Source organism: Prochlorococcus sp. MIT 0801, from assembly GCF_000757865.1.
GTDB lineage: Bacteria > Cyanobacteriota > Cyanobacteriia > PCC-6307 > Cyanobiaceae > Prochlorococcus_B.
The window spans coordinates 644,220-666,654 of record NZ_CP007754.1 but is presented as its reverse complement, the minus strand read 5'-3'; the positions used below and the strand labels follow the sequence as shown (position 1 = coordinate 666,654).

Sequence of the window (22,435 nt, the reverse complement as noted above, 5' to 3'; positions counted from 1 at the left end):
ACTGTAAGAACCAACGAAGCGATCGAGTAAACCTTATTTAGCTGTTCTTGTATTGGTTCTAAAAATTGAAGATAATCAGAAACGTTCATACTTTCTAAATTTCATTACCTATTAAATATATTTATAGCGACAATTTGATAATTGAGCAAGAATTTATAAATTATATAAATAAAAATAATTGCCTAGATTAAAAGGTAATTACAAAGCGAGAAAAGGTATATAGAACATATGAAACTGAAATCATGGAGATAGCTATCAAAAGACCTTTAAATCTATTAGAAAATGTCGAGAAAAGTGTAAGATCATCAGCATCATAGCCTCCAAAACTACCAAGAATTGCAAGCGACCACATAGGGAAAGAGGAAAATAATATTGACAGAGAAAAACTAAATATAAACATCTTATTAATAAGGAATGAAATAAGAAAAGTTATAGCAGCGAAAAACAAAGATCCATTTAATCCAATTCTTAACTCATCATTTAAGCTTTTTGGAAAATTACTTTTGCCTTCTAAATGTTTTTTACAATTATTAACTTCTGATTCAGATAGACGAAAATAGTTGGTATCGGGAATTCTTTTTTTCTTATAAAGCCTTAGCAATCTTACTTCAAAAGATTTTGGATCATTAGTTTTGAAAGAAGAAATTATTTCACCTGGTTTCATTTTAGTCGCCTCACTATTCAAATTAGTGGTACATCCAAGTTTATATAAATCACCATTTTTCATTAAATAAACAAATCCTGACATAATTTAATTTTCTTGAAAAATGAAGCGAATTGAATATATTTTAATAGTAAAATGTAATTTGCAAAGGAAACCATAAAGAATATACTTGTGAAGCATCTTCTATTTTGACCTCTAAGATTGACTAATCATCTATAGATATAATTGACAATATGATTTTAACAGGAAAATTATGAAGCACAATATTCTATATAGTTTTAGACGATGTCCCTACGCAATTAGAGCTAGATGGGCTTTATTAAACACAAATCAAATAGTAGAGTTAAGAGAGGTCGAACTAAAGAACAAGCCTATTGAATTAATTCAAATTTCTAAAAAAGCAACTGTACCTGTACTAAAAACTAGTTTAAATAAAGTAATTGATGAAAGTCTAGAAATAATGATATGGAGTATCAAAAAATCGAATATGAATGGATTATTTGGTTGTGGTAGTGATAATGATATTTCAAAACAAATATTGAGTCTTATAGAAATAAATGATAAAGCATTTAAATATCATTTGGATCGATTTAAATATGCATCTAGATTTAATATTGAAGAATCAGAAACTCATCGTTCTGAAGCTATGAAAATACTTTTATCTTTAAATAACAGATTAAAAGAATTTTCAAACCAAGGAAAAGCTCTATTTCTTGTTGATGCAAAAGAAAGCTTAGCTGATTGGGCTATCTGGCCATTTGTAAGGCAATTTAGAATAGCTGACATAAGAAAGTTTGATCAAAACAATGAAATTCATTATTTACGTTGTTGGTTAAATTATTTTTTTACGCATGAGAAATATCCAATAGTTATGAAAAAGAATGAAACATGGAGCAAGAAAAATGAACCTCTATTTTTTGGATAATAGAGCAGAAAATCATTCTGAGGCCCTTCTTTTGTCAATGATTCTTGATAACTCTAAAAAATAACCAGCTGTACAAAATTTACCTAGATTTCTATCTCTATTTCCTATATCGCTCCTAAACTCTGCAGTCTCTGCCATCACTAAATCCAACTGATCCTGAGGCAACTCATAGAGTTCTCTTAATTCAACCTCTTTCCCAAGCAGATGACTTTTAAACCATTTTTCTTTTGATTCTTGAGGGGGAATATCTTTGTAATTTTGTCGATTCATATAAAGGAGGGAAATAGTTTATTAAAACTTATATTTCTATAAATTATAACTTTAGTTAAGTTCATTAATTATTATGCTGAAGCTTTTGTATATTTTGACTGTAGAGATATTGCTACTACACATAAAGACAATGAAATTAATCCACAAAATTCTGTCCACCCTTTAAGCCCAAAATTACTGATAAACAAAGGCGCTATTACAGTAATCAGACCTCCAGAAAGAAGTGGTTGAAGAAATAATTGCTTAATAGAAAACACAGGTAACGTATTAGTAGAATTTCTAGGATCAGCCAATCTCAAAAGTAATAGTCCACTGGCTGCAACTCCCGTTGAATTTCCAAACTCTGCTATTGCTCTTACAAACCATTCTTCTCTAAAAAATAATCTAGAAAAAATCAACATCCCTACAAGATTCCAAATCAATCCACCAATGGCTAAAATGGTTATAGGAACCCAGTAGTTAACTAATAAAGGTAAATTCAATCCAGCCATGGCGGTAATTATAAGTAAATCGGTTGAAAGTATACCAATCTCACGTTGAAAAAGTGATGATACTAATTTAGTCTTTCCGGTTTTTTCCAATAAAAATCTAACTAAAAATGAACCCATCAAAGCCAATGGAAATACTGGGAAAGCTAATATCACCTGCTTACTTATATCACTAAAAAAAGTAGAAGATAGCCTCAAACAATAAAGAAAAAAGATTCCAATCAATACCGCTAATCCTAGTAGAGCAAAATTATATAAAAGCGACTTAAGTTGTTCAATTGGTTTAATTTCTAATTCAATATAATTTAAATCATTTGGGGGCTCTTGTTCAGTAGTCACAAGCCATCCAAAAAACCTACCTAGGACAACCAAGCCGCTCCCTAACAATGTAGAAGCAAGTAACCCTACAGTTGCCATTGCAAAGCCCAGGTCTAATCCCTCAGGAAAGCCTAATTTCATAAAACTTTCTCCCATTATTGCCGCAGCTCCATGTCCTCCTTCAAAACCAACTTCAATAATGCATCCCATCAGTGGATCTACTCCTAAAAAAGGAAGCAGAAATGACAGCACAATTATCCCACCAACAACATATTGACCAAAGCCTAATAAAAGTCCAAGTAATGCCTGCGAGGCAACTGGTTTCCATAAAGCACTAATTCTTGGAATAGGTCTTCCTAGCATTAAGGTCGCAAAGACTAAAGTGAGCAATGGAGTTGGTAATTGCATCCAAGTATTCAGAACCCTTTCTGGTAATAAAGAAAGAGGTCCATAAGGACCAATTAAAAAACCTAAAGCTCCAATTAAAAGGGCTATGGGAATACCAAATCTTTCCAACTTCATCGCGGAATCCAATCTTCTACCAAGGGTTAGAAGAATTCCTATCAGTCCAAGCAAACCCAAAGAAAGGACCAACGTCGGGATTGCATTAATTTTATATAGGTCTTCCAAACCTAAAAACGACAAACTCATCTATTAACAAGCTTACGGAAGTAAATGAAAATCCCTAAAAAATAATATCCCATTTGAATATTTAACATCTAAAGTAATTTTGTTTCTTATCATATCTCAATCAAATCATTTAATTAGCTTTAATTATTAGTAAATATGCGATCAAACCATAACCATATTTCTTATTAGTTTAATATTTTTTTAAATTTTAAACTAATAAGAAATATGGTTAATTATTATTGAAAGAATTGAGCCATTGATAAATAGAACCCAATAAAAAAGCCCCAAGCATGTGGGGCTTTTTTATTAAGTTAAATTTATTTAACTATTTTAAAGATACTGAAGCAGTATCAAGATTACTTAAGGCATTTGTCACTCGTTTGAAATCGAATCCCATTGCCCTAAGAGCATGCCATAGGTGACCTTGAATAAAGAAGAATCCAAAGTAGTAATGAACATTAGCTAGCCAAGCTCGAGAAGTATGAGCACCATTTGGAAGGTCCACAGTATCGATCCAATAAGGAGAGATTCCAAATTTAAGTGCTAGTGGTTCTCCAAACCATTCAACAGGGTAAACAGTGGTATTTGTTGCACTCCAGAATGCTGCGACAACTGCCATCCAGCCAATACCAGCTAGTGACCAAGAAAGAATAGCTTCTGCTGAAAGAAGCCCAGCTCCTTTGAACTTCGTATATTCTCCAACTTGCTTAGTAGCGATATGGAAAGCACCACCAGTTATTTCTAAGAAAGCCAAGAAAGCATGACCTCCCATAACATCTTCCAAGCTGTCAATAGTTAGGAAGTCAAACTGATGATCCCAGATATGACTCAAGTTAAGGTCGTATTCAACCTGACGAATAGCACCAATAGCAGGATCGTAAATCCCATGTATCCGCGCCCATTCAACAAACCAAATACATGCAACACCAAAGAAAATCAAATGATGTCCAAGGATGAAAGTCTGGTTATCTGGGTTGTCCCATTCAAGCTTGAATTTTCTGGCCTGTGGCACAGAAGATTCCTGCATGTCACTAGAGAAAAGAAGAGAGTGCATCAATCCACCTGCCCCATAAGCCATGGATCCAACTAGATGACAGACAGCAACTGCAACAACCGCACTTCCACCAACAAAGGCTCCAGTTTCATCGAAACCAATACCCAAAGCTGCTAAATGAGGAAGGGCAATTAAAGGCTGATGACCCATTGGTACGGAAGGGTCAAATCGAGCCAATTCAAATAACGTGAAGGCACCAGCCCAGAAAGCAATCAAACCGGTATGAGCGGCATGAGCAGCAATAAATTTGCCTGAACGGTTGGTGACCCCTGAGTTGCCAGCCCACCACCCGTAGGTGACGGCTGAATTTCCATAGGTCTGCATTAGAAGTTCTATTTTTCAAAACCGAACAGAGAATACTTCAATTTCATCGAATACTCATGCAACAGAAAGAATCTGTAAATTTTTTTTATTATTTAAATCCGATGAAATAAAAAAATATCAAAAAAAGCAGGTTTTAAACAATACAAAACAGACAGCCAAGGACTCATAATAAAATAATCAAGCGAATTGCAGAACCAAGACTTATTAATTAAAGAATTAATTGATACATAAAATAATTTTATATCAGGCATTCGAGACCAATCAAGTCCCAGAATCCATATAAATACATGCAAATATGTAATTAATATAAAAGATTAATTTGGTCTCTTTATTTACAACTAATAAGTAAATAAATCCTTTTGGATAATGAATCATGAACTTCAATCGACTTAATCGTCTAGAGATGGAGACAGAAGATCACTATCGAAAAAAAGCGAATGTTTATAGAACATCGCCTGAATACGGAAAAATGATTTCTCTTTATCCAATTTTGGAGACTTCGATCAATGATTGTAAAGGTGAGAATTTAGTAGCTTAAAAGGGCAATTCTTAAATATCAAATCTACAAAAATTCTTTGTTTTTCTTTAGGCTGCTCTTTGCGCACAAGAATCATCATTGTTCTGCCAATATTCAATAACTTCCTTACATCCCCTTAAAGAATAAAAGACTTTTGGCTTCCATGGCAATTGTTTAGGATCATTTGAACTTCTCCAGTGAATTCCTGGCTTTAAATATCCCCTTTCTCTCATCAACTCTAAAGATTGTTCATTTACTCTCAAAACCTCACTAGCTTCTTTTTCTGATAACCACATTGATGCTTCTATCATTCTTGAACAAACAAGTATCTTTTTTTTAGCGTAAAAAGTCCGCCAAAAAAAGCCCAAAGATTTAAGCTGGGAAAGCAAGTAATAATAAAAATATACTTAGATTGCATTCGAGTCGTATATAAAATATTACTTTAACTCTTTTCAAACCAAGGCCTAATAGTCTTTTTACTTATAGGTATTGTTAAACCAGAATCAATAGATGGTAGAGAAAAGTTAGTAGTTTTTATATCACTTTTATTATTTACTAATTTAGAAGAAACTCTATGATTTATTTCATCCCATCCAGCTTCCCACTTAGATAAATCAACTAACTGCGACCACGGAACTTTTACAACCACAGTCGAGTCAAGTACAGACATCAAAAGGACCCATCTTTTTAGCAATTCGCCACCATAATTAATTGCTACGAAATGAAGTTGGCCATTAAGATTAATCTTACTAGTCCAAGCTTTTACTGGAGGCCAAATCATAAAATCAAATAATTCATTGAAACTTTTCTAATAAATAACTTTTTTAGAATTTTTTTGACTCTTAGATATTTTTTGTTCTTTATTTTTTATTTTTAAATATTCTTCTCTGATTGATTTTAACAGTGCCTTTTTCTTTCTCATTATTATATTCTTTTCATTAAAATCTATTTCAAGTCTCTCTTCCTTTGATAAGTTCATCCAATTATTCATATCAAATTTTTGTTCTGATTGTTCTTGAAGTTTTTTCTTCTTCTTCTTTTTGAAAAGAAATTTAAAGAGCATTATTTTTTCTAAAATTAAATTAATAAAACACTTTAAATCAATTTGATTTATTTAAGCACCAATTATAGGCGTATTATTTTTTTATGAAGATATTTTAGTTCCCCTCACCCAGTCTCCACAGATTTAGACCTGTATTATCAATTTCTTGTCGATTAACAACAGATCTTGTATCAAAAACCCAAGCTGGTGATCTCATTAAAGAAGCTAAATAATTCCAATCAAGTCCATAGAATTCATCCCATGCAGTAAGAATTAAAACTGCATCAACATTTTTCAATGCTTCTGGAATGGAATGGGCCACTTTCCAAATACCTTGATTATCAAATGAAATTTTTTCAAAATCTTCCTCTATTCTCTCAAATGAAACCTTAGGGTCATAAATTGATAAAATTGCTCCTTCTTCGAGTAAGTCACTTGAAATTCTTATTGCAGGAGATTCTCGAGTGTCGTTGGTGTTTGCCTTAAAAGAAAAACCGAGTATTGCTATATTTTTCCCATTAACCGTACCAAAAAGCTTTTCAAGGACAATTTTATAAATTCTATCTTGCTGCCAAGTATTTAGAACTACTACTTGATTCCAATAATTAGCAACCTCTGGTAAACCAAAATATCCACTTAAATAAACTAAATTCAAAATATCCTTTTTAAAGCAACTCCCACCAAAGCCCGGACCTGCATTAAGAAATTGATTACCTATCCTTTTATCTGTTCCTATTGCTTTAGCAACTTCCTGAACATCAGCTCCAGTCGCTTCACAAAAGGCTGAAATTGAATTTATTGAACTAATTCTCTGAGCCAGAAATGCATTAGCAGCTAATTTTGAAAGCTCGCTACTCCACAAATTAGTACAGATTATCTGTTCACTAGGGACCCAATTCAAATAAATCTTAACCAGTGCATCTACATCATCAGCATCCTCCCCACCAATTAAAACTCTGTCAGGTTTTTCTAAATCATTAATTGCGGTACCTTCAGCCAAGAATTCAGGGTTCGATAAAACAGAAAAAGTTTTTGAAATTTCATTTGTTTCATTTTCTCTATTTGTTGTCTTAAGTATCTCTTTTATTACTTGTGCAGTACGAACTGGAAGAGTGCTTTTTTCAATTACTATTGTGTGTCCTTTTGAATATTTAGCAACTTGCCTTGCACTAGCTTCAACCCAACTAAGATCACTTGCTTGTCCAGCTCCAAGTCCTTTTGTTTTAGTTGGAGTATTAACTGATATAAAAACCATATCAGCATCAGAAATTGATTTTTCCATTTCTGTACTAAAGAAAAGGTTTCGCCCTCTTGTTCTTGAAATTATCCGATCTAATCCAGGCTCAAATATTGGTAATTTATTTAGATCTGAATCATTCCATGCATCAATTCGTTCTTTATTAATATCAACGACCCTAACTTCTAAATCCGGACATTTATCTGCAATAACTGACATGGTTGGGCCACCAACATAACCCGCACCAATACAACATATTTTTTTGATTTTACTAGAGCTCATTTAAAACAATCCATAATTTTTTTAGGCAATCAACTTCTTAATTAATTGATCTAGATCCTCCTTTGAAAAAATATATTCCTTACTCTTCTCATCCTTTTGTTTATCCCTTAATTTCTTCATCAATAATTGCCCCTTAGATGCCTCATCCTCACCTATCACTAAGGCCCATTTGGCCCTACTTTTATCTGCTCGCCTAAACTGTTTTGAAAAAGATGAACCTGAGTAGTCCAATTCAATCATTAAGTTAGACGACCTTAACTGACAAGTAATTTCCAAAGCAAGTTGTTCAGCTTTTTCACCCTTATGAATCACATAAGCATCTGGAGATTTTGATTGTAAAATTTTATCTCCAGCAAGAATTATCAACCTTTCCATCCCAATAGCCCAGCCAATTGAGGGAGCTTGCCCCCCCCCTAGTTCGCTTATCAGGCCATCGTAACGTCCCCCACCACATACAGTTGATTGAGAACCCAGGTCATCACTTGTTATTTCGAAGGCTGTATGAGAATAATAATCAAGCCCCCTTACTAAGTTATTGTTAATTTTATATGGGATCTTTAGATTATTTAGTAACTCCTTTAAATAATCAAATCTAGTTTTACTTTCATGAGATAAAAAGTTGTTTAGAGAAGGTGCTTCAGACAAAAGTTCTTTCATGGAATTATTTTTACTATCTAATATTCTCAAGGGATTAACATTAATTCTTTTCTGAGAATCTTCATCTAAGAAATCAAATCTCTGATTAAGCCAATCTTTCAGCTCTTCTTTAAAAATACTTCTATCTGCATTACTTCCAAGACTATTAATTTCTAAAGTCAAATCATTCAGACCAACATCCTTTAAAAAGTTCCAAGCTATTGAAATAACCTCAGCGTCACTCATAACAGAGGCCAATCCAACAAATTCAACTCCAATTTGATGGAACTGCCTTTGTCTTCCTGCTTGAGGACGCTCGTATCTAAACATTGGTCCTCTATACCAGAGCCTTTGAGGCCCATTATTTAACAACCCATGCTGGACAATTGATCTCGCGACAGAAGCTGTCCCTTCAGGTCTCAAAGTGCAAGAACGACCTCCTTTATCTTCAAAATTGTACATTTCTTTGCACACAACATCGGTATTTTCACCAATACCCCTTGCAAATAATTCAGTTTGTTCAACAATTGGTGTTCTAATTTCTTGAAGCCCAGCCCGACTAAAATGTTCAAGCGCAATTGATTCGACCTTTTGCCAGCTCTGACTCTGAGCAGGTAAAAGATCCACCATTCCTCTTAAATTCTTGAGATTGGTCAAAGTAGCTTCAGCAAAAATATTTGTTGTTTGTTTAATAGTAATTGTTTACGTAAACTGTAAAATATTTTTTAAAAGAGTAAGTTTTGAAAACCAAATTGGAGAGGTTCAACTTAGCAAGGTAATTAAGGTTAATCCTCTAGTCGCGTAGCGCCTGAATATTTAACCAACCAAAAATTAACTCTTCTTCTCACATTAAAAGGCATTTCATTTTGAAGTTGAATTAATTCCATAGCGCCGAGTCTCTTAAGTTCTTTTGATTCAAGAGTCCACATTTTTTCCGCTTCACAAATCAAACGAGCCCAACTTCTTGAGTGCTGCCATTGCCTGAGACGCTTTTTTAATTCGTTACCGTCAGTCTTACTTTTAAAAAGAGCCGTCTGACCAACTATTTTTTTCTTAGTGAAATATTTCCTCATAGATCAATCATGGAGAAAACTCTAAAAAAACTCATTACTCAATACATTAAACATAAAGAAAAGATTTGAAATGAGTACTTTATGAAAGATCTACTTCAAGTATTAAAGTCGACTTCTTGTACAGGGAAGTCTAATTTTTCCATCTCCAGACGACTCATTCTTTTAGACCAAGCACCCTTAATTGCATCATTCCACCTAAAGCCAGCTCTTTTCGCCAGATCCCTTTCTTCATATGAGATCTCAGCGCGAAATAGAATTTTTGGTTCTAATGCTCTAATCAATAGTTTTTCAAGTTCACTACATCTTTTAAAAACCTCTGCCAGATATATGCAATCTGTCAAAGCTCTATGTGCATTCCAGACTGGTACACCATAAGCCAATGCAAGATCTCTAACAGAAGGGCGAGGCTTCAATTGTCTATCAGCTGGCCAAGTTATATCGTCCATAGAACAAATCCACTTTTTGTCAATTTCAGGCAATTTATTGAGACCAAACCATTTCATATCAAATTCTGCATTGTGAGCAACAATCACATCTGATACACGAACCAAAGATTCAAAGTATTTAATTGCTTCAGATAAAGGTTGAGGTAATCTAGTTATCTCAGCAGGAATGTTATTTATTTTTTCTGCGTTATTATTTTCAACTGGTAAAAGAAACGATTGCTGCGCTAACACTGATCTAGTTTTGACATTAAAAAGTATCGAACCTACTTCAAGGCAATCATCATTCTTATTGTCAAGACCTGTGGTTTCCGTATCTAAAATCAAGATATTCTTAGGTAAACGTTCTTCTCTTAGTATTTCAACCGGTTCTTTTTTTGAGTTTAAAGAACTTTTTACTCCTAAATCAATTTCTTTTTTATTAGAAATTTCTCTAGTTGTTTCATACAGAAAGCCAAGCTGTTCGCTTTCTTTCTGACGATTTTGCACTTCTTTCACTTCAAAACAAATTAATCATGCCCCTATTATCATCATAAAAACAGTCTTGAATAAAAACTTATTAGATCATTAGAAATAAGAGATACACATATTTAATTTATAATCGACATCTATCTCTTTTTATATAGTGTTTTCCTCAATGAACACTTCTAGGCGTATAAGTAATGTTTCTTGTCAATGGCCTTCAAGACCAATTGGTCTAATAGAACTAATTGGAGGTAGCTATATTTCAATAAAGCCAGAAGTTACATACAAAAGGCTTATTTCTTGTCTTTTAAAAAGAAATTTTGCAGTTCATTCATGGGGCTATATCCCTAATTTTGATCATCAACTTCAAGCCAATCATGCTTGGAAACAATTCCGTCAATGTCGAAAAATTCTTGAAAAGAGAGTTGGCTTAATACCAAAATCAATAAGATTGGGACATAGTCTTGGATGTAAATTACATTTACTAGCGCCAGATGGTGGAAGGAATTGCGATGGTTTAGTCGCTATGAGCTTTAATAATTTCAAGGCTGATAAATCTATACCATTACTTAGGAAAATGTCTCAAAAGCTTGACTTTGAAGCAGAGTTTAGTCCAAGTCCTGCCGAAACATTAAATCTCGTTAGAGAACACTATGAGCAAATAAATAATCTATTAATAAAATTTAGAAATGATAATCTAGATCAAAACGATTTATTACTTGAATCATTACAAAAAAGACCCACTGATAAATCTAAAATTATGCAATTAGAAGGTAATCACCTAACTCCAGTAAGCGTAGGGCTAAGAGAAAAGTTACTAAAATCAAATTTCCAAAGTTTATTAAAATACGAAAAAATTGATTTAATAGTCGATCAAGTAACTCATTGGAAAGTTTAATATTAATTTCTTAATTTATCTAAAACTGATCTATCTTCAAGAGTACTTGTATCCCCACTGATTTCGTCGCCCGAAGCCAGTGCTCTTAAAATTCTGCGCATTATTTTGCCACTTCTTGTTTTAGGAAGAGAGTCAGTAAATTTTAATTCATCAGGTTTGGCAATAGCTCCAATTTCATTAACAACGTGTTTTTTTAATTGTGCCTCAATTTTTTCATTTGCTTCTGCACCAGTTTTTAAAGTAACGAAGGCTACTATTGACTCACCTTTCAAGTCATCAGGTCTACCCACAACTGCAGCTTCTGAGATGAGCTCATGACTAACTAATGCTGATTCTATTTCCATTGTTCCAAGCCTATGACCAGAAACATTTATGACATCATCAACTCGCCCCATAACCCAAAAATAACCTTCTTCATCTCTTCGTGCCCCATCCCCAGCAAAATATATATGGCTATTGTCTGAAGGTTTTAAATATTCCCAGTAACTCTCTCTAAATCTTTTTTCATCTCCGTAAACATTTCTCATCATTCCAGGCCATGGTCTTTTAACTACTAAATATCCACCCTCATTATTAGCGACAGATTCCCCCTCTGAATTGACCACATCGGCTTCAATCCCAGGCAAAGGGAAAGTTGCTGAACCAGGCTTGGTTGGAGTCGCTCCTGGAAGAGGACTAATCATTACTCCTCCAGTTTCTGTTTGCCACCATGTATCAACTATGGGACATCTCCCTCCCCCAATAACATCTCGATACCAGATCCAAGCCTCTGGATTAATTGGCTCTCCAACAGTTCCTAAAAGTCTCAAACTAGATAAATCGTATTGCTTAGGAATCTTTTCTCCTGCTTTCATAAAGGCCCTTATAGCTGTTGGAGCAGTGTAAAAAATCGAAATCCTATGCTTCTGAATTACATCCCAAAAAGCTCCTGGATTTGAGGGCCTAGGAACTCCTTCATACATAACAGTAGTAGCTCCATTAGATAGCGGGCCATAGACGATATAACTGTGTCCAGTGATCCAACCCACATCAGCTGTGCACCAATAAACATCATTTTCACGAATATCAAAAATCCATTTAAAAGTTAAATGAGACCAAAGATTGTACCCAGCAGTTGAATGAACTACTCCCTTTGGTTTGCCCGTAGAGCCAGAAGTGTACAAAACAAATAAGCAATCCTCACTATCCATTTGTTCTGGGAAACATTCTTCTGATTGACTATCTACAATTTCATGCCACCAATAATCTCTCCCCTTATCCATAGCAATAAGTTTTTTTGTTCTTTGAACAACTAAAACAGATTCGACCTTTGGACAAGCACCATTTTCTAATGCTGAGTCAACGGCATCTTTGAGAGGAATCACTTTATCTTTTCTAAAGCCACCATCAGCAGTAATTACTGCTTTCGCCTCTCCATTAATTAATCGATCCCTCAGAGCCTCAGAAGAAAAGCCTCCAAAAACAACTGAATGTGGTGCTCCAATCCTTGCACAAGCAAGCATTGCAATTGCAGCCTCAGGCACCATAGGCATATACAAAGCGACAAGATCTCCTTTGCCTATACCTATAGACTTGAGTGCATTAGCTGCTTTGCAAACTTCTTTGTGTAGTTGTTTATAGGTATATTTTTTTTGATCACCTGGCTCGCCTTCCCAAATCAAGGCTACTTTGTCAGCTGTTGAGCTACTTAAATGACGATCTAAACAGTTAAAAGAAATATTGGTTTTTCCTCCATCAAACCATCTAGCGAATGGTGGCTTGGACCAATCGAGGACTTTATCAAAAGCTTTAAACCAATGTAATTCTTCTCTAGCTGCATCACCCCAAAATTTATTTGGATCTGATTTAGCCATCTCCGACATTTCCAAATACTTTGAAAAAGATGAGATTCTACTTTTATGGGAAAAGGCATCAGAGGGGGGGAAAACTCTCTGCTCCTGAAGAACAGACTCAATAGAGTTAGAATTGTCTGAATTCATGAAAGATAAAAACAACTTTTCATTTATTGCATTCAAGCTATTTCTGACCAAAAGGCTTGAATAGTGAAACTCTTATTTAAAACAAATTCATAATGAAGAAAAATTGGAATTTTCCTAAAGCATTTTTATTTGATCTTGATGGAGTTCTAATTGATTCAGAACCCTTACATGGACAAGCATGGAGAGAAACCGCAGCACTTTTTGATCTAAATCTAACTGATAATCAACTAAAGCTCTTAAGAGGCAAAAGAAGAATTGATTGTGCCAATGAACTGGTTAAATTAATTCCAAAGGAAGTAAAAGCAAAAGAGTTACTAACACTCCATAAGCCCATCTCAAGACAACTCATCCTCACTGCACAAGCAATGCAAGGTGGCGAAAGTTTGGTCAAAAGATGTCATAAAAACAATATCCCAATGGCGTTAGTAACCAGTAGCAGCTCTGAATCTTTCCAGATAAAGACTGCTCCTCATAAGTGGATAAATCTTTTTTCTGTAATGGTTCTTGGCGATGAAAAATTACTAGCCAAAGGGAAACCAGCTCCAGATCCATATCTATTAGCCGCTGAAAAGTTAAATATTTCTGCTAAAGAATGTTGGGCTGTTGAAGATTCAATTGCTGGAGTAACTTCTGCGATTGAAGCGGGTTGTTGTGTTTTCTTTTTAAAAGAAAAACGTGATCAACTTCCGAAAAAAGAAGATTTTGACCAAAACATTAATTTAAAACAAATCACACATTTAAAAGAAATTGAACAAATATTGAATGAGTATTAAGTTAATAAAGTCTACTGATAACAAATTCAGGTAGTTCAAGTAAAGCTTTTTTTGATGGTGAATCTGGCAACCATGAAATAGAATCTTTAGATTCTGATGCAAATTGTTCGGCTAATTCTCTTGATTTTTTGATCGCACTTGAGTTCCTAACTAGTGACAGAGCCTTATCAAGATCATCTTTTTTGGAGAATTTACCAATAATAAGTTCGCTAAGAGTTGGATTTTCTTCCAAAGCATAGAAAACTGGTGCAGTAAGATACCCACTTTGGAGATCACTAGCTGCAGGTTTACCTAATTGTTCGTCATTTCCAGTGAAGTCAAGAATATCGTCAACCACCTGAAAGGCCAATCCTAACTGTCTTCCAAAAAAATAGAGTGAATTTAAGCTGTCTTGATCAACATCGGATAAAACACCAATAGCCTTAGAGCTGTTAGCAATTAGAGAGGCTGTTTTACAGTAACTTTTCTCTAAATAACTCTCAAAGGATTGACTTGAATCAAATCTATTAAGTCCCTGCTTTATTTCACCCTCAGCCAGATCCATAATCACTCTACTTAACAATTTAACAACATCTAAATTCTCAAGATTTGCCAAATGCCAACTTGCTTGAGCGAATAGAAAATCTCCAGCAAGAACAGCGATCCTGGGATCAAATCGACTATGGACAGTTTCAACACCTCGACGGGTATCAGCTTCATCAACGACATCATCATGAACTAGGGAAGCGGTATGAATCATCTCAGTAATTTGTGCCAATTTTCGATGTTTCAAAGGAAGATCCTTTTCAGAAGTCAAAGCTCTTGATATTAATAAAACAATTCCAGGTCTTAAACGTTTACCGCCTGCACTAAAAAGATGCTCTGCAGCAGCCTGCAAAATAGGGTGTCCAGCGCCTATGAGACTGCGAAGATCTAGTAGCAGCGCTTCTAGATCAAGTTCTACAGGTTGAAGAATTTCTGTGGCTGTGGTCATAAAACCGCTCTACTTTTTAATATTAAGAGACCCAGCCCTTCTTCTGTAGTGAAACCAGATTAACTTCAGGAAACACATCTAACCAATGTTTAGCTTTATTTGGAAAATTTTCAAGATTAGAGGTTACGTAAAACTTTAAATCAACTGATTTTCTTCTCTTTGAGAAATTGCTTGTTTTTGAATCCATAAACAACTTCAACTTCAAAGAAAGAGCTTCTGCTGGATCAATCAATTTAACACCAGAGGGTAAAATCTCAGTCAGCAAAGGAGTTATGAGAGGATAATGACTACAGCCAAGAATTAAAGAATGAATTTTTTGTTTTAAAAGAGGTTGTAAATATCCATTCGCAACATCAGTAATCTCATCTGAATTAATGTTATCCATTTCAATCATTGGAACAAAATCAGGGCATGGTTGCTCAATTACAAATGTTTTGGGCTTGATATCTAAAATTGCATTTGTATAAGCCTTGTTTTTTACTGTAGAAGGAGTTGCGAGAACACCTACCCTAGATTCCTTAATGGTTGAGGCAGCAGAGCCAATCAAGTCAAAAACAGGGACATCTAAATTATTTTTGAGTACGTCCAAGGCAATAGCATTTGTTGTGTTACAAGCAACCAAAAAAGCGTCAATTTTCTGATAACTAAACCAAGATGATATTTCTTCAGCAATTTTTTTGATCTCATTATTTGTCTTTACTCCATAGGGAAGTCTTGCTGTATCAGCCAAATATATAAATGAATTATCTGGACATAACTCAATAACCTTTTTTAGAACAGAAAAACCTCCAATACCACTATCAAATAATCCAATACGCATATCTAATTTGAAACTTTTAGATAATTCAGTACTCCCCTCGCGATAGCAAATGAAATTATATCCCTATAACTTTTTTGTCGTAATAAATCAGCATCATACATACCAGTAACAAATCCAATCTCTACTAAAGCTGCAGGCATGGATGTTTTTCTAATTACATAAAAGCGTGATCTACGAACACCCCTATCAGGGCTTTGCGGAGAAACAATTAAAATTTGTTTTTGAATATTTTTAGCTAAAGAATAACCTTTATAACCAGAGTAATAATAGGTTTCTAAGCCGTTAACATCTTTTCGCTTTCCTCTTGTTGCATTTGCATGAATACTCACAAAAGCATCTGCTTTTGAATTATTAGCCTTGGCAACTCTTGGCTGTAGGTCTAATGTTCTCTCGTAATTCCGAGTTAAAATAGTTTTAACGCCTTTATTTGTTAGAAATTCTGAAACACTCTTTGACACTTCTAAAACAATATCAGTTTCTCTTAATCCATTTATTCCAACAGCACCAGGGTCTGAGCCCCCATGCCCTGGATCTATTACAACTTTATACTTTCCATAGGGTACATCTGGTAAAGAAGATACATCTAAATCCTGAGTCTTTATTTTTTCATAAGTTCTTTTTATTGAGTTTCTTAAAATATTACCTTCTTCAATAGAACTAAAAGAATTACTTTCTAGACCAATAAGTTCCAACTCCCAGGTATTTCGCGATGTGCCAATTAATTTTAATTTTGATGGTGCTAATTTAACTGATGGCAAGAATTCAATAACAAGCCTCGTTTTTCCCTTAGAGGGTTTACCTAGTCTAATTTCCTTAACTGATCCATTACCTTTTATAGTTCTAGGTCGGCTTAATTCTCCAGGGAAATCAATCCAAACCCTCTCACCTTTATCAGAAGTTGAGGATTGATAAAAAGCATCTAATTTAGCCCCAGCAGCAGTTCGTAATTGAAGGCTACCGTTACTATTTAAGGCCCAAGCAGCAAGAGCACTAGCAGATCTTAGAGGTAAAGAAATAAAGAGATTGGAACAAAAAACAAATCCCGCAAACAATCCTAGTTTTGACTTTAAAGATTGATCTTTAAACATCAAATAAAAAGCTCTGTTTTTCGATGTTTCAAGCTGGGCATTTGTCCTCTAATTCTCTCAACTCTTTTTTTATCAGCAGGAGCTATTGCGGCTCCTTGAACAACTCCTGCATCTGCTAAAACTATCCCCCATGGATCAATGACCATCGCATGTCCATGGCTTTGTCTTCTGCCATAGTGACGGCCAGTTTGCGCCGGTGCCACAACATAAGCTGTGTTTTCAATAGCTCTAGCTTGCAATAAGACTTGCCAATGATCCTTTCCAGTAAAAGCAGTAAAAGCTGCTGGAATCATTAATAAATCTGCGCCTTTATTTACCAAATCCCGATAAAGTTCAGGGAATCGCACGTCATAACATATCGATAATCCAATTTTGCAAAGACCTGGCACATCAACAACAGGAGGAGATTCGCTTCCTGAAACAATTGTTTCAGATTCTCTGTAGGTATTACCTTCAGGTAGATCAACGTCAAAAAGGTGGATTTTGTCATATCTTGCTAGAGATTGACCGTCTTTACCAAACAACTCCGCTCTATTTAAAGTTCTGATTCCATCGCCAGCTGGAACAGGGAAACCACCTCCAAGCAAAACCACTTGATATCTCCTTGCCATTGTTACTAAAAAACTATTGCATTTTTCACATATTGAAGATGCAATTTTTAATTTTTTCTGATCTTCACCCAAAAATGCAAAGTTTTCAGGAAGTCCAACGAGGTCAGCTCCACGCCTTGACGCTAGCTCAATTTGTTCTTCAGCAGCATTGAGATTTGCGTCTATGTCTGAGGTACTTGTTAACTGTAAGGCCGCAGCCAAAAAATCTGACACTGAGTTAAAAAAGAAAAAAATTTATAAAGTTAGTTTGAGCGAAGTACGCCCATCTCAATCTGTTTAGGAATAACAGATAGGTTGTCCAAAGAAGCGCAACAAGCAAAATCATCATCATGATTTCCTATTCCTGCAAGTCTTTGTCCATGACTTGCAATACGTAAACATCCTTCAACATCATTCTCCCAATTTTTCCATAGTGCTATGGAGGCCATCAATTCATCATTTAATATCTGAACAGATTCTAATTGATCCATTAAAAGAGAGGCTAAAGCCCCAGCGGCTAAAGAATCCTCTAAAGAATAGGAACCCTCCCACCCACTACCAACAATCCAAACCTCTTTTGGATTATCACTTTTCAATCTTTCAGCAATAGCTTTTCTGTTTGGGAGTGCCATTGTGTACAAACTTTTGGATTCTCTGACACGATGTAGTGACCTTGTTCCATTGGTAGTACTCATAAAAACTCTTTTTCCTTTTACTCTCTCAGTTGAGACTCCTAATGGAGAATTTCCCAAGTCAAATCCATCTAATTTTTTTCCTCCTCTCTCTCCAACAAGTATTTTTTCTTTAGAGTCAAAAGCATTTGCCTGATTTTTAAGTTCATCAACATCTGCAAACACCTGCACTGAATCAGCTCCATTTTCAAGAGCCCAGGCAATAGTTGTTGTAGCTCTCAAAACATCAATCACGACTGAAGATTCAGGAATAATCCCATCAGGCACATCTGCCGCCGCATAAAAATAAGAAAGTTTCATTTCCACAAAGGCTGATAACTTGCGTCACAGTAACTAGATAAATAGGTTAATCGTGCAGACCTTCATGAAATTATTTCGTCAAGAACCTCTTACACGGGACATTAGAGATTTTCTTACTCTTCTAGAAAAGAAAGGACAACTTAAGAGAATAAGCAGTCAAGTTGATAGTGACTTAGAAATTGCGGCCATAAGCGACCGTGTCCTTGGAATGGGAGGTCCTGCTCTACTTTTTGAGAATGTAAGAGGATCATCAATACCTGTTGCAGTGAATTTACTGGGGACAATGGAACGTGTGGTTTGGAGTATGGGTTTAGAGAGGCAAGAAGAATTGGAAGATTTAGGTAAGAAATTAGCTCTTCTGCAGCAACCACGGCCTCCGAAAGGATTTAAAGAAACCAAAGCTTTTGCTTCAGTTGCATGGGATCTACTTAAAGCACGTCCAGATATTGATCTATTGCCACCATGCCATCAGCAAGTAATTGGTGAAAAAGAATTGGATCTAAATCATTTACCACTTTTGCGTCCCTGGCCAGAGGATGCTGGAGGTGCCATAACTTTAGGTCTCGTAATAACGAAAGATCCTGAAACAGGCGTACCAAATGTTGGTGTTTATAGACTCCAAAGACAATCTGCAAAGAGCATGACAGTCCATTGGTTAAGTGTTAGAGGAGGCGCTGGGCATCTTCGTAAAGCAGCTGCAATGAATAAGAAATTAGAAGTAGCTGTTGCTATTGGCGTTCATCCACTTCTTGTCATGGCGGCAGCAACTCCTATTCCAGTGCAGCTAAGTGAGTGGCTTTTTGCAGGTTTGTATGCAGGTGAAGGTGTTCGATTAACAAAATGCAAAACTCTTGATCTTCAGGTACCCAGTCATAGTGAAATTGTTCTTGAAGGGTCTATATCTCCTGGAGAAGAGATGATGGATGGTCCTTTTGGAGATCACATGGGGTTCTATGGGGGTGCTGAGTCCTCCCCTTTAATTAGATTCCAATGTATGACTCAAAGGAAAAAACCAATATTCTTAACAACTTTTAGTGGTAGACCTCCAAAAGAAGAAGCAATGCTGGCCATAGCATTAAATCGAATTTATACACCAATACTTAAACAACAAATACCTGAAATTATTGATTTTTTCCTTCCTATGGAGGCCTTAAGTTACAAGTTAGCGGTTATATCAATAGACAAAGCATATCCAGGCCAAGCTAAAAGAGCTGCGATGGCATTTTGGAGTGCTTTGCCCCAATTTACTTATACAAAATTTGTCGTCGTCGTCGACTCCACTATCAACGTAAGAGATCCAAGACAAGTGGTTTGGGTCTTATCCAGCCAAGTTGACCCTCAAAGAGATCTATTTATTTTAGAGAATACTCCTTTTGATACCTTAGACTTCGCTAGTGAAAATATAGGGTTAGGAGGGAGATTAGCTATTGATGCAACAACAAAAATTGGTCCAGAGAAAAATCATGATTGGGGAAAGCCACTGACAAGACCAAAAGAACTTGAAGACAAAGTCGATGAGAGATGGGCAGAGTTAGGATTGTCTGAGCTGGAAAACAATCAACCAAACCCAGAATTATTTGGGTATGTTATCGATGAAATAATGCGTCAAAAACAAACAAACAATTCATAAATCATAAATTAAGCTTATCGATAAATAAAATATAAAAAAATATTTGTTTTCATTGAAAGTCCACACTAAAGATCTGTCTTTAAGAGACCTTCAAAAAGGCGGGGAGCTCTGTGGGAAAGTGAAAGTACCTGGAGATAAATCAATCTCACACCGAGCACTATTGTTTGGGGCTATAGCTAAAGGGAAAACAATAATCAAAGGTCTATTACCTGCTGAAGATCCATTAAGCACTGCTGAATGCCTGAGGTCAATGGGCGTAAAGATTAGTCCTATAAAAAAAGGGAACATCGTTGAAATTGATGGTGTTGGATTAGATGGTCTCCATGAGCCTCAAGATATTTTGAATTGCGGAAATTCAGGAACAACTATGAGATTAATAATGGGGTTATTAGCTGGTCAAAAAGACCATCATTTCATCCTTACAGGAGATAAATCACTTCGAAGCAGGCCAATGAGAAGAGTAGGGCAACCGTTAAAAATGATGGGGGCTAAAGTTTCTGGGAGACAAGGTGGAGAATTTGCTCCTCTCTCGATTATCGGGAACAAATTAAGGGGTGCCGTAATTGGTACTCCAGTAGCAAGTGCTCAAATAAAATCTGCAATTTTACTAGCTGCTCTTAATGCAGAAGGCTCAACGACGGTTATCGAACCCGCAAGATCAAGAGATCATAGCGAGAGAATGTTAAAAGCCTTCGGAGCTAATATAAAAATTGGTGGTGAAATGGGTAGACATATAACTGTTTCCCCAGGTAAAGATCTAAAAGGTCAATCAATTATTGTTCCCGGTGATATTAGTTCCGCTGCATTTTGGCTCATTGCAGGTAGCATCATACCCGGATCAGCATTAGTTGTAGAAAATGTTGGTCTAAATCCAACAAGAACTGGAATACTTGACGTATTAGAAGCAATGGAAGCAAATATCAACGTGATAAACAAAAGAGAGGTAGCCGGTGAACCTGTCGGAGATATTGAAGTTTTCTACAAAGAAAACTTAAAACCATTTAAAATTGATGGTGAGATAATGCCTCGGCTTGTAGACGAGATACCTATTTTATCCGTAGGAGCATGTTTCTGTAATGGTATCAGCCAAATAAAAGGGGCAAGTGAATTGAGAGTTAAAGAAACCGATCGATTAGCTGTAATGGCCAGGCAATTAAAAAAAATGGGAGCCAAAGTAGATGAGCATCAAGATGGTCTAACTGTCTATGGCGGAAATAGTTTAGAAGGATGCGAGATTGATAGCGAAGATGATCATCGTATAGCCATGAGTTTAGCTATTGCATCAATAATGGCTACTTCTAATTCGACATTACGACGTAGTGAGGCTGCAGCAATTTCATATCCTGATTTTTGGAGTGATCTTAAGAGACTTCAACAAAAGAATTAGCTTTTCTTAGAATTGGATGCCTATAAAAAACACACGACAAAAGATGGGAGTTTAAGTCTTTATAGCTTGAGCTATGCAGAAGGATTTCATGACAAGGATGGAGCACTCAGAGAATCAATCAGTAAATATCTATTACCCTCTGAATTAGAACAATTTTCTAACGCTGAAAAAATTGTTGTTTTAGATGTTTGTATGGGATTAGGGTACAACACTGGATGTATTCTCGAAAAGTTACTTCAAAGCAATATAAAAATCGAATGGCATGGGCTTGAGATTGACAAAAAGCCACTAAATATAGGTCTCAATGAAAAGATATTTAAGGAAATTTGGTCTCCAAAAGTTTTGCATTTTTTTAATTGCCTAAACAAATCAGGGAAATGGTCTGAAGGTTTTAACGAAGGAACTATTCATTGGGGGGATGCCAGACAAAAAATATTCGAAATACAAGAATCTCTAAGGTTTGATTTAATTCTTCTTGATCCTTTTTCTCCACAAAAGTGTCCCGAGCTATGGAGTGAGGAGTTCATCTCATTATTAACCGAAAGGCTATCTACCGAGGGCCGCTTGATTACATATTCAACTGCTGCCTCAATTAGAGCGAGTTTCAAAAGAGCTGGTTTAAGCATCTATTCAATAGTTCCATCAACCGATGAACAAAGGAAATGGAGTTCAGGGACAGTTGCTGTGAAAAATAAAATTGAACATCAATTGATTGTAAAAAATTGTCAGATTAAAGAGCTAAGCATCAAAGAAATAGAACACCTTGCTACTCGTTCATCAATTCCTTATAGAGATCCAACAGGGAGAGGGAACTCTAAAGAAATTATTTCAACGAGAGAAATAGAGCAATCTAAGAGTCAATTAATAAACACTTCATTATGGAGAAAACGATGGGATACTGCGCGAAAGCAATAAAGCAATTAGATTTCTAAAAAAA

The 22,435-nt window shown here is 35.5% G+C and carries 24 protein-coding genes; 7 read left to right on the top strand and 17 right to left on the bottom strand.

Annotated elements, in window-relative coordinates; all coding sequences use genetic code 11:
* Positions 1-187: 187 nt before the first annotated feature.
* Positions 188-748 carry a GIY-YIG nuclease family protein gene (locus tag EW15_RS03460; RefSeq protein ID WP_038651977.1) on the bottom strand — a complete coding sequence of 187 codons (561 nt, stop codon included), beginning with the start codon at positions 746-748 and terminating at the stop codon, positions 188-190.
* A 169-nt stretch (positions 749-917) separates the two neighbouring features.
* On the opposite strand from EW15_RS03460, the gene EW15_RS03455 reads away from it, so the two are divergent.
* Positions 918-1,589, top strand: coding sequence for a glutathione S-transferase (locus EW15_RS03455; protein WP_038651975.1), 672 nt, complete (start codon positions 918-920; stop codon positions 1,587-1,589).
* A gap of 12 nt (positions 1,590-1,601) precedes the next feature.
* On the opposite strand, the gene EW15_RS03450 is transcribed toward EW15_RS03455, so the two are convergent.
* The 3 genes from EW15_RS03450 to EW15_RS03440 all read right to left on the bottom strand — a co-directional run bounded on the left by EW15_RS03450 (position 1,602) and on the right by EW15_RS03440 (position 4,673).
* Positions 1,602-1,859 (bottom strand): hypothetical protein, encoded by a 258-nt coding sequence (locus EW15_RS03450; RefSeq protein ID WP_038651966.1) that lies wholly within the window; start codon positions 1,857-1,859, stop codon positions 1,602-1,604.
* Between the two features lie 71 nt (positions 1,860-1,930).
* Positions 1,931-3,316 (bottom strand): sodium/glutamate symporter, encoded by a 1,386-nt coding sequence (locus EW15_RS03445; protein WP_038651963.1) that lies wholly within the window; start codon positions 3,314-3,316, stop codon positions 1,931-1,933.
* Positions 3,317-3,620: 304 nt separating this feature from the next.
* Positions 3,621-4,673: a chlorophyll a/b binding light-harvesting protein gene (locus EW15_RS03440; RefSeq protein ID WP_038651961.1), complete on the bottom strand. Its 1,053-nt coding sequence runs from the start codon at positions 4,671-4,673 to the stop codon at positions 3,621-3,623.
* A 373-nt stretch (positions 4,674-5,046) separates the two neighbouring features.
* Here EW15_RS03440 and EW15_RS10780 point away from each other — a divergent pair, with 373 nt between their 5' ends.
* Positions 5,047-5,211 carry a hypothetical protein gene (locus EW15_RS10780; RefSeq protein ID WP_156095730.1) on the top strand — a complete coding sequence of 55 codons (165 nt, stop codon included), beginning with the start codon at positions 5,047-5,049 and terminating at the stop codon, positions 5,209-5,211.
* 47 nt (positions 5,212-5,258) lie between these two features.
* On the opposite strand, the gene EW15_RS03435 is transcribed toward EW15_RS10780, so the two are convergent.
* The 7 genes from EW15_RS03435 to EW15_RS03405 all read right to left on the bottom strand — a co-directional run bounded on the left by EW15_RS03435 (position 5,259) and on the right by EW15_RS03405 (position 10,392).
* A complete protein-coding gene (locus EW15_RS03435; protein ID WP_052041235.1) occupies positions 5,259-5,501 on the bottom strand; it encodes a hypothetical protein in 243 nt (80 codons plus the stop codon).
* Positions 5,502-5,632: 131 nt separating this feature from the next.
* Positions 5,633-5,971 carry a TIGR02450 family Trp-rich protein gene (locus tag EW15_RS03430; protein WP_038651959.1) on the bottom strand — a complete coding sequence of 113 codons (339 nt, stop codon included), beginning with the start codon at positions 5,969-5,971 and terminating at the stop codon, positions 5,633-5,635.
* 27 nt (positions 5,972-5,998) lie between these two features.
* Positions 5,999-6,181: a hypothetical protein gene (locus EW15_RS03425; protein ID WP_225866597.1), complete on the bottom strand. Its 183-nt coding sequence runs from the start codon at positions 6,179-6,181 to the stop codon at positions 5,999-6,001.
* A gap of 166 nt (positions 6,182-6,347) precedes the next feature.
* Positions 6,348-7,751, bottom strand: a complete 1,404-nt coding sequence (locus EW15_RS03420; RefSeq protein ID WP_038651957.1) for a nucleotide sugar dehydrogenase — start codon at positions 7,749-7,751, stop codon at positions 6,348-6,350.
* A 21-nt stretch (positions 7,752-7,772) separates the two neighbouring features.
* Positions 7,773-9,044, bottom strand: coding sequence for a histidine--tRNA ligase (gene hisS / locus EW15_RS03415; protein WP_038651955.1), 1,272 nt, complete (start codon positions 9,042-9,044; stop codon positions 7,773-7,775).
* Between the two features lie 128 nt (positions 9,045-9,172).
* Complete coding sequence (locus EW15_RS03410) at positions 9,173-9,460, bottom strand: hypothetical protein (protein ID WP_038651953.1); 288 nt, start codon at positions 9,458-9,460, stop codon at positions 9,173-9,175.
* Between the two features lie 95 nt (positions 9,461-9,555).
* Complete coding sequence (locus EW15_RS03405; protein ID WP_225866612.1) at positions 9,556-10,392, bottom strand: 3'-5' exonuclease; 837 nt, start codon at positions 10,390-10,392, stop codon at positions 9,556-9,558.
* 148 nt (positions 10,393-10,540) lie between these two features.
* Here EW15_RS03405 and EW15_RS03400 point away from each other — a divergent pair, with 148 nt between their 5' ends.
* Positions 10,541-11,266, top strand: a complete 726-nt coding sequence (locus tag EW15_RS03400; RefSeq protein ID WP_038655114.1) for a DUF1350 family protein — start codon at positions 10,541-10,543, stop codon at positions 11,264-11,266.
* Between the two features lie 2 nt (positions 11,267-11,268).
* Here EW15_RS03400 and acs read toward each other — a convergent pair whose 3' ends face one another.
* On the bottom strand, positions 11,269-13,245 hold the full coding sequence (gene acs, locus EW15_RS03395; RefSeq protein WP_038655111.1) for an acetate--CoA ligase: 1,977 nt from the start codon (positions 13,243-13,245) through the stop codon (positions 11,269-11,271).
* Between the two features lie 92 nt (positions 13,246-13,337).
* Between acs and EW15_RS03390 the strand changes: the two genes are divergently transcribed.
* On the top strand, positions 13,338-14,018 hold the full coding sequence (locus EW15_RS03390) for an HAD family phosphatase (RefSeq protein ID WP_038651951.1): 681 nt from the start codon (positions 13,338-13,340) through the stop codon (positions 14,016-14,018).
* Position 14,019: 1 nt separating this feature from the next.
* Here the strand turns inward: EW15_RS03390 and sds are convergent, their stop codons facing one another.
* From sds to EW15_RS03365, 5 genes are read right to left on the bottom strand one after another with little or no spacing between them, the layout of a single operon-like run.
* Positions 14,020-14,991 (bottom strand): solanesyl diphosphate synthase, encoded by a 972-nt coding sequence (gene sds, locus EW15_RS03385; RefSeq protein ID WP_038651949.1) that lies wholly within the window; start codon positions 14,989-14,991, stop codon positions 14,020-14,022.
* A gap of 22 nt (positions 14,992-15,013) precedes the next feature.
* Positions 15,014-15,811, bottom strand: a complete 798-nt coding sequence (gene murI / locus EW15_RS03380) for a glutamate racemase (protein WP_038651947.1) — start codon at positions 15,809-15,811, stop codon at positions 15,014-15,016.
* 2 nt (positions 15,812-15,813) lie between these two features.
* Positions 15,814-16,899: an N-acetylmuramoyl-L-alanine amidase gene (locus EW15_RS03375; protein ID WP_052041161.1), complete on the bottom strand. Its 1,086-nt coding sequence runs from the start codon at positions 16,897-16,899 to the stop codon at positions 15,814-15,816.
* The gene (locus EW15_RS03370; RefSeq protein ID WP_038651945.1) at positions 16,899-17,723 is read right to left on the bottom strand and encodes a carbon-nitrogen hydrolase family protein; all 825 of its coding nucleotides are present in this window, start codon (positions 17,721-17,723) and stop codon (positions 16,899-16,901) included. Before EW15_RS03370 ends, EW15_RS03375 begins: the two co-directional genes overlap by 1 nt.
* 29 nt (positions 17,724-17,752) lie before the next feature.
* Complete coding sequence (locus EW15_RS03365; protein ID WP_038655105.1) at positions 17,753-18,481, bottom strand: 2-phosphosulfolactate phosphatase family protein; 729 nt, start codon at positions 18,479-18,481, stop codon at positions 17,753-17,755.
* 64 nt (positions 18,482-18,545) lie between these two features.
* Between EW15_RS03365 and EW15_RS03360 the strand changes: the two genes are divergently transcribed.
* Genes EW15_RS03360 through EW15_RS03350 form a run of 3 tightly spaced genes read left to right on the top strand, consistent with a single transcriptional unit; the run spans position 18,546 to position 22,413 of the window.
* Positions 18,546-20,111: a UbiD family decarboxylase gene (locus EW15_RS03360; protein WP_038651942.1), complete on the top strand. Its 1,566-nt coding sequence runs from the start codon at positions 18,546-18,548 to the stop codon at positions 20,109-20,111.
* 52 nt (positions 20,112-20,163) lie between these two features.
* Positions 20,164-21,498, top strand: a complete 1,335-nt coding sequence (gene aroA / locus EW15_RS03355) for a 3-phosphoshikimate 1-carboxyvinyltransferase (protein WP_038655103.1) — start codon at positions 20,164-20,166, stop codon at positions 21,496-21,498.
* Positions 21,499-21,510: 12 nt separating this feature from the next.
* On the top strand, positions 21,511-22,413 hold the full coding sequence (locus tag EW15_RS03350) for an MnmC family methyltransferase (protein ID WP_038651940.1): 903 nt from the start codon (positions 21,511-21,513) through the stop codon (positions 22,411-22,413).
* The last annotated feature ends 22 nt before the right edge of the window (positions 22,414-22,435 follow it).